General features: G+C 46.0%; 1 pseudogene. It reads left to right on the forward strand.

From position 1 onward, the window contains the following. Positions 1-982: pseudogene (locus A3757_RS18765) on the forward strand (DNA-directed RNA polymerase subunit beta'); the annotation flags it as partial.

Consider the following 982-nt stretch of genomic DNA (forward strand, 5'->3'; position numbering starts at 1 on the left):
CTGCAGTAGATAATATTCAGGTTAAGCATGGTGGTAAGATCCGCCTGCATAATATGAAGTCGATTGAGCGTAAAGACGGCTGCCTAGTTGTAACCTCTCGCTCTTCTGCGCTAGCAGTAGCTGATGAGCATGGTCGCGAGCGTGAGTGGTATAAGCTTCCTTACGGTGCTGTGATCTCGGCTAAAGACGGTGACAAGATCGAAGCGGGTGGTGTGGTTGCTAAGTGGGATCCACATACGCACCCAATCATTACCGAAAATGGTGGTAAGGCTCAGTTCGTTGGAATGGAAGAGGGTATTACTGTAACGACTCAAACTGATGAGTTAACAGGTCTATCCAATATCCAGATTATCGATCCGAAAGATCGTCCATCTTCAGGTAAAGATATTCGTCCAATGGTTCAGCTTGTGGATGAAGATGGTAACCCTGTCTTGTTACCAGGTACAGATAATCCGATTCAGGTATTCTTGCCAGCTAACGCTTTGTTAAATATGCGTGATGGCGACATGGTTGAAGTAGGCGACGTCTTGGCTCGTATTCCTCAAGAGTCATCTAAGACTCGTGATATCACAGGTGGTCTACCGCGAGTAGCTGACTTGTTCGAGGCGCGTAAGCCTAAAGAGCCTTCTATCTTGGCTGAAATTTCTGGTGTTGTTAGTTTCGGTAAAGAGACTAAGGGCAAGAAGCGATTAGTGATTACGCCTAAAGATGGTGCTGAGCCGTATGAAGCATTGATTCACAAGTATCGCCAGTTGAACGTATTCGAAGGCGAAACAGTAGAAAAGGGTGAGGTTATCTCGGATGGACCTTCTAACCCGCACGATATTTTGCGCCTACTGGGTGTTGTGGAGCTATCTAAATACATCACTAACGAAGTGCAGGACGTTTACCGTTTGCAGGGTGTTGTAATTAACGATAAGCATATCGAAGTTATCGTGCGCCAGATGTTGCGTAAAGTTGAGATTACGCAGTCTGGTGATAC

The sequence above is a fragment of the Oleiphilus sp. HI0117 genome (genome assembly GCF_001635235.1).